The 5,669-nt window shown below is 31.3% G+C and carries 7 protein-coding genes; 2 read left to right on the forward strand and 5 right to left on the reverse strand.

Annotation, left to right across the window (positions count from 1 at the left end; genetic code table 11):
- The 5 genes from RMN92_RS02520 to tpx all read right to left on the reverse strand — a co-directional run.
- Nucleotides 1-541: LptF/LptG family permease (locus tag RMN92_RS02520; protein WP_309607889.1), on the reverse strand; the 541-nt coding region annotated here is incomplete at its 3' end.
- Nucleotides 542-546: 5 nt separating this feature from the next.
- Nucleotides 547-1,185: an outer membrane lipoprotein carrier protein LolA gene (locus RMN92_RS02525; RefSeq protein WP_309607890.1), complete on the reverse strand. Its 639-nt coding sequence runs from the start codon at nucleotides 1,183-1,185 to the stop codon at nucleotides 547-549.
- A 4-nt stretch (nucleotides 1,186-1,189) separates the two neighbouring features.
- Nucleotides 1,190-3,652: a DNA translocase FtsK gene (locus RMN92_RS02530; protein ID WP_309607891.1), complete on the reverse strand. Its 2,463-nt coding sequence runs from the start codon at nucleotides 3,650-3,652 to the stop codon at nucleotides 1,190-1,192.
- A gap of 16 nt (nucleotides 3,653-3,668) precedes the next feature.
- Nucleotides 3,669-4,052: a diacylglycerol kinase family protein gene (locus RMN92_RS02535; protein WP_309607892.1), complete on the reverse strand. Its 384-nt coding sequence runs from the start codon at nucleotides 4,050-4,052 to the stop codon at nucleotides 3,669-3,671.
- Nucleotides 4,052-4,549: a thiol peroxidase gene (gene tpx, locus RMN92_RS02540; RefSeq protein WP_309607893.1), complete on the reverse strand. Its 498-nt coding sequence runs from the start codon at nucleotides 4,547-4,549 to the stop codon at nucleotides 4,052-4,054. Before tpx ends, RMN92_RS02535 begins: the two co-directional genes overlap by 1 nt.
- Before the next feature lie 113 nt (nucleotides 4,550-4,662).
- On the opposite strand from tpx, the gene RMN92_RS02545 reads away from it, so the two are divergent.
- Entirely contained in the window at nucleotides 4,663-4,986 is a 324-nt protein-coding gene (locus RMN92_RS02545) for a metalloregulator ArsR/SmtB family transcription factor (RefSeq protein WP_309607894.1), read from the forward strand.
- A 16-nt stretch (nucleotides 4,987-5,002) separates the two neighbouring features.
- Complete coding sequence (locus tag RMN92_RS02550) at nucleotides 5,003-5,476, forward strand: DUF6428 family protein (RefSeq protein WP_309607895.1); 474 nt, start codon at nucleotides 5,003-5,005, stop codon at nucleotides 5,474-5,476.
- The last annotated feature ends 193 nt before the right edge of the window (nucleotides 5,477-5,669 follow it).

The following is a 5,669-nucleotide window of genomic DNA, read 5'->3' on the forward strand; positions in this document are numbered from 1 at the left end:
TTGATTTTTTATGAATGGTTACACCTTCAAGCAGCTCACCATTTTGACCACTTTTTTTGTTGACTTTAATATTTATATTTCCAATAGTACTAAACTGACCTTCTGCAATAGCCATAGTAGGTTTGACTTGCGCTAAATTTCGACGAAAATTTACAAATTTATAATCGGCATACGGAATTACATTGTTAGCAAAAAAGAAAGCTGCAATACTCAATATTAATATAAAAATACTCAAACCAGAAATAGTTCTTCTAAAAGATATTCCTGCCGATTTCATAGCTGCAAATTCATAGTTTTCTGCCAAATCACCAAAAGTCATAATGGCAGAAAGCAATACCGAAAGTGGCAAAACCAAAGGTACTAAACTTGGCATTTTAAACATCAGAAACTTGAATATCATAATCAAATCCAAATCTTTACCTGCCAGTTCAGATATAAATAACCAAATGGTTTGTAAAATAAAGGTAAAAAATAATATTACAAATACAGATGTAAATGAAATTAAATAGGTTTTTAAAAGATATCTATCAAGAATTTTCATTCTTATTAATCCAATTTATTAATGTAGTAATTCGGGTATTTGTTGGCTGCAAAAGTAAACTGATTTTTTGGTAATGCCTGATTGGTTTTGAAAGTATTAACACTCAAAGTAACCTTTGTACCATTTTTACTTTGTGTAATGGTATTATAGATTTGATTGGTTTTTGTATCTACACCAACAAGAATTTGTTTTCTATCATCTTTTGAACTGATTGGAATTAATTTCACATATTGAATTTTCTTTCCTGATACATTTTGTGAAATATCCCAAGCATATTTGAATCCTTTGTTAAAAAAAGTTAACATTTTTGCTGGCGTGTCTGCATCATCGTCACTTCCGCCAATATTAGCAATAGAAATCTCTTCGTCTTCTGTCGAAATTGTATATATTTTTTTCCCGTCAGAAAGCTTTGTAACTCCCATAAAGTTCAATAAATATTGGCTTCCGCTTAAAGTGACATTTCCTTTGCTATTTTGATTCACTTTTTCTTTAGTATTTTCTAATTTATAACTAAAATCAATTTGAATATTTTTATAACTTTTTGCTGTGGCAGAAACTTTGTCCAATAAAGCCTTTGCTTTTGTAGCATCTTGTGCATAACTATTTAAAGTTATCATTACCAATAAAACTATTATCTTTTTCATCTTTTTAATTGTTATTTTTTTCATTGTCGAAAAATTGTTCCAGAGCAATAAAATCTGGAATATTTACCGCTCTTGCCTTGCTTCCTTCAAATGGACCCACAATTCCAGCGGCTTCCAATTGATCAATTAATCTTCCTGCACGATTGTATCCTAATTTTAATTTCCGTTGTATTAATGATGCCGAACCTTGTTGTGCAGTCACGATAACTTCGGCAGCTTCTCTAAACAAAGAATCTCTGTCTGCTATATCGATATCAAGAGTTATTCCACTATCTTCACCGATAAATTCTGGCAGCAAATAAGCAGTTGCATATGCTTTTTGAGAGCCAATAAATTCTGTGATTTTATCAACTTCTGGCGTATCGACAAAAGCACATTGTACACGAACTAAATCGTTTCCGTTGCTAAAAAGCATATCGCCACGACCAATCAATTGATCTGCTCCACCTGAATCCAGAATGGTTCTGGAATCTATTTTTGATGTTACTCTAAAAGCAATTCTCGCAGGAAAATTGGCTTTAATCATTCCTGTAATTACGTTTACCGAAGGTCGTTGTGTAGCAATGATTAAATGTATTCCAATAGCACGAGCCAATTGTGCCAAACGAGCAATAGGTAGTTCAACTTCTTTCCCAGCGGTCATAATTAAATCGGCAAACTCATCGACAACCAAAACAATGTAAGGCAAAAAACGATGTCCAGCTTCAGGATTCAATTTTCGTTGTTTGAACTTGTCATTATATTCTTTAATGTTCCGAACCATAGCATCTTTTAACAAAGAATAACGGTTATCCATTTCTACACAAAGTGAATTTAATGTGGCAATTACTTTTGAATTATCTGTAATAATGGCTTCATCAACATCGGGTAATTTGGCTAAATAATGACGCTCAATTTTGTTGAAAAGTGTTAGTTCTACTTTTTTAGGATCGACCAAAACAAATTTGACTTCCGCAGGATGTTTTTTGTATAATAATGATGTCAAAACGGCATTCAACCCAACAGATTTTCCTTGTCCAGTTGCTCCAGCCATTAATAAGTGAGGCATTTTTGCCAAATCGACTACAAAAGTTTCGTTAGAAATTGTTTTTCCTAGAGCGATTGGCAATTCCATTTCTGCTTCTTGAAATTTGGCTGAACCAATGACAGATTTCATGGAAACCATACTTGGATTTTTATTTGGAACTTCAATACCAATGGTTCCTTTTCCGGGAATTGGTGCAATAATACGAATGCCTAATGCTGAAAGCGACAAGGCAATATCATCTTCCAAACTTTTAATTTTTGAAATTCTAATTCCTGCTTCTGGTACAATTTCATAAAGCGTTACCGATGGACCAACGGTTGCTTTTATCTGTGCAATTTCTATTTTATAGTTGCGAAGTGTTTCTACAATTCTATTTTTATTTTCTTCAAGCTCTTCTTGATTGATGGTTATTCCGCCAGATGAATAATCTTTCAATAAATCGATCGTTGGATATTTATAATGCGATAAATCTAAAGTTGGATCAAATTCTCCAAAATCTGCCACCAGTTTTGAGGCTAAATTTTCTTCAATGATGTCTTCTTCTTCAGGCTTTTCAATTACAAATTCCTCTTCGGCTTTTTTATTTTTATCGGTTAAAACTTCTTCAGGAATCGTTTGTTGCAAAACCAATTCAGATGTATTTGAAATGGTAGGTTTTAAATTTTGCTTATTGATTTCGAATTGTGAAGCTGGTTTAAGTGTGATTTCTCCTAAATCTTCAGGGTCAGATTTGAATTGGAATTTTTTATCTGCTTCATCATCTTCGTTTGTGGCAAATTCTTCTAAGTTATATGATTTGAAATTAGGATTTTCAGTATTTATATTATTATCCAAATTAACTTTCTTTGAAGATTCAAAAAAGCTTTTTACTTTATCTGGAGATACTTTAATTTTAAATATTAAATAGATAATAATTCCAAAAATTAATACCAATAACGTTCCAGTTTTTCCAATAAAATCTTGCAAAAAAGCATTCATTTCAAAACCAATAACACCGCTCAATTCTGGCAAATAGGTGGCAAAAAAGCCAAATAAAATAGATAGAATTATAATGGCAAATATATCCCAGAACCATGTTTTTTTAAGTTTTGACAATCCCAAATCTAAAACCAAATAAGTACCTGTCAAAAATAAAAGTCTTACCAATATAAATGATGCTACGCCAAAGCCTTTAAAAATAAAAAAATCTGACAAATATGCACCAAATTTTCCTAACCAGTTCTGAATTTCGGTATTTCTATTGCTAAAATTATTAAGTTCGCTTTGATCAAATTTTCCATTTACAAAATAGGATACAAAACATACCGCCAAAGCTATTGACAACAATACAAGTAATACTCCAATCGCAAATTTATATTGACGCGAAATACTAAAACGCTTCAATAGATTTGTTTCTGGATTGTCTGCAGATTTTGCTGCTTTCTTTGGTGTTTTTGCCATTTATTTGTACTAATAATTAATTAAATAGTATTGGCAAATATATCATTAAACCAATAGAAATAGCTGTTATTGCCGCAAAAAACACGGCGCCAGCTGCTATATCTTTAATAAATCCAATTCGCTCGTGGTAATCTGGATGAATAAAATCTGCAACTTTTTCAATTGCAGTATTCAAACCTTCAATACTTAAAACCAAACCAGTAGCAAAAATTTGAAACATCCAGTCTGTTTTTGAAATATGAAAGTAAAAACCTGCTACGATAAGCAAAATGGCAATACAAGATTGCACCATAACACTATGCTCGGTAGTAATTAATTTGATTGCTCCTTTAAAAGCGAACCCTACGCTCTTTAAGCGTCCAGTAAAAAAAGCATTGTCTTTTTCGAATTTCGTATTCATTATAGTGAAGCTAGTGCAGCCTCATAATTAGGTTCGTCTGCAATTTCAGAAACTTGTTCCGTATATTTTACATATCCATTTTCATCAATAATTATGACAACTCTTGAATGCAAACCTGCAAAAGCAGAATCTATAATTTCTAATCCGTAGGTTTTACCAAAGCTACCATTTTTAAAATCGGATAAGTTTTCTACATTTTCTAATCCTTCTGCACCACAAAAACGTTTTTGTGCAAATGGCAAATCGCGAGAAATACACAAAACCTTGGTATTTTGGAGTTGACTAGCACTTTCGTTAAATTTTCTAACCGATGCGGCACAAGTACCAGTATCTATGCTTGGAAAAATATTTAGAACCAATTTAATTCCTTTATAATCAGATAATTTTGAAATGGATAAATCGTTTCTTACCAATTCAAAATCAGGTGCTTTCTCTCCTACTTTGGGTAAATTTCCTGATGTATTTATAGCGTTTCCGCCTAGTTTTACTGATGCCATTTTAATATGTTTTTTAAATTTCAAAAGTAATAAAAAAAAATTGAAATTATTTATAAAAAAAAATTGCTTGTAAATATATTTATCGTAATATTGCAATATACAAATACATAAAAATGGGGGCTTCAAAATCTGAATTTTTTACTGATGAACAAAATGAATTATCTTCATTGTTTAAAGCATTATCTCATCCTGCTAGAGTTGCAATAATTGATTATTTACTCAAGGTAGATACTTGTATTTGCGGCGATATTGTAAACGAACTGCCTCTCGCCCAGCCCACTATTTCACAACATTTGAAAGAGTTAAAAAATGTTGGTTTAATAAAAGGAAGTATTGATGGAACATCTATCTGCTATTGCATTAACCCTGAAACATTGAAAAAATTTGAAAATTATTTTTTTTCAATTTCAAAAATATTAAAATCAAAATGTTGCTAATTTAAAACTTTAAAAAATGAAAATATCAGAATTTAAAAAACAGTTAGAAAATACGGTTGAACTCCAATTTTCATTACCAAATGGAGAAAAAATCCCGTCGCATTTTCATATTACAGAAATGGGAATGATAACCAAACACTTCATTGATTGCGGAGTTTCTATTCATGAAGAGAAAAAAGTTACTTTTCAATTGTGGTTTGCCAACGATTTTGAGCACAGATTAACGCCCGATAAAGGTTTGAAAATAATTGATGCTTCACATAAAATTATGGGTGACGAAGATTTGGAAATAGAAGTTGAATATCAAATGGTAGAAACTATTGGCAAATTTGGATTAGATTTCGACAATGGTAATTTTAAATTGACTAGAAAAGAAACCACTTGCCTGGCAATCGATTCTTGTGGTATTCCAATTGAAAAAGTGAAAGTCAAAATGGGTGAATGGAAAGAAAAAGCGATTTCTTGCGCACCAAATTCTGGATGTTGTTAAAATGAAAGCGTTTTTAATTAAATATAAAAAACCAATAATTATTACGGTATCGATTACTGTTTTACAATTAATTTGGGGATTTGATCCCAAGTTTTGCATCATTAATTTAATTTGGTTGTTGGTATGATAAATATTTTAGTTTTATGCACAGGAAATAGTTGCAGAAGTCAAATTGCACATGGATATTTGGAGA

Origin of the sequence: Flavobacterium sp., assembly GCF_031363805.1 — a bacterium.
GTDB lineage: Bacteria > Bacteroidota > Bacteroidia > Flavobacteriales > Flavobacteriaceae > Flavobacterium.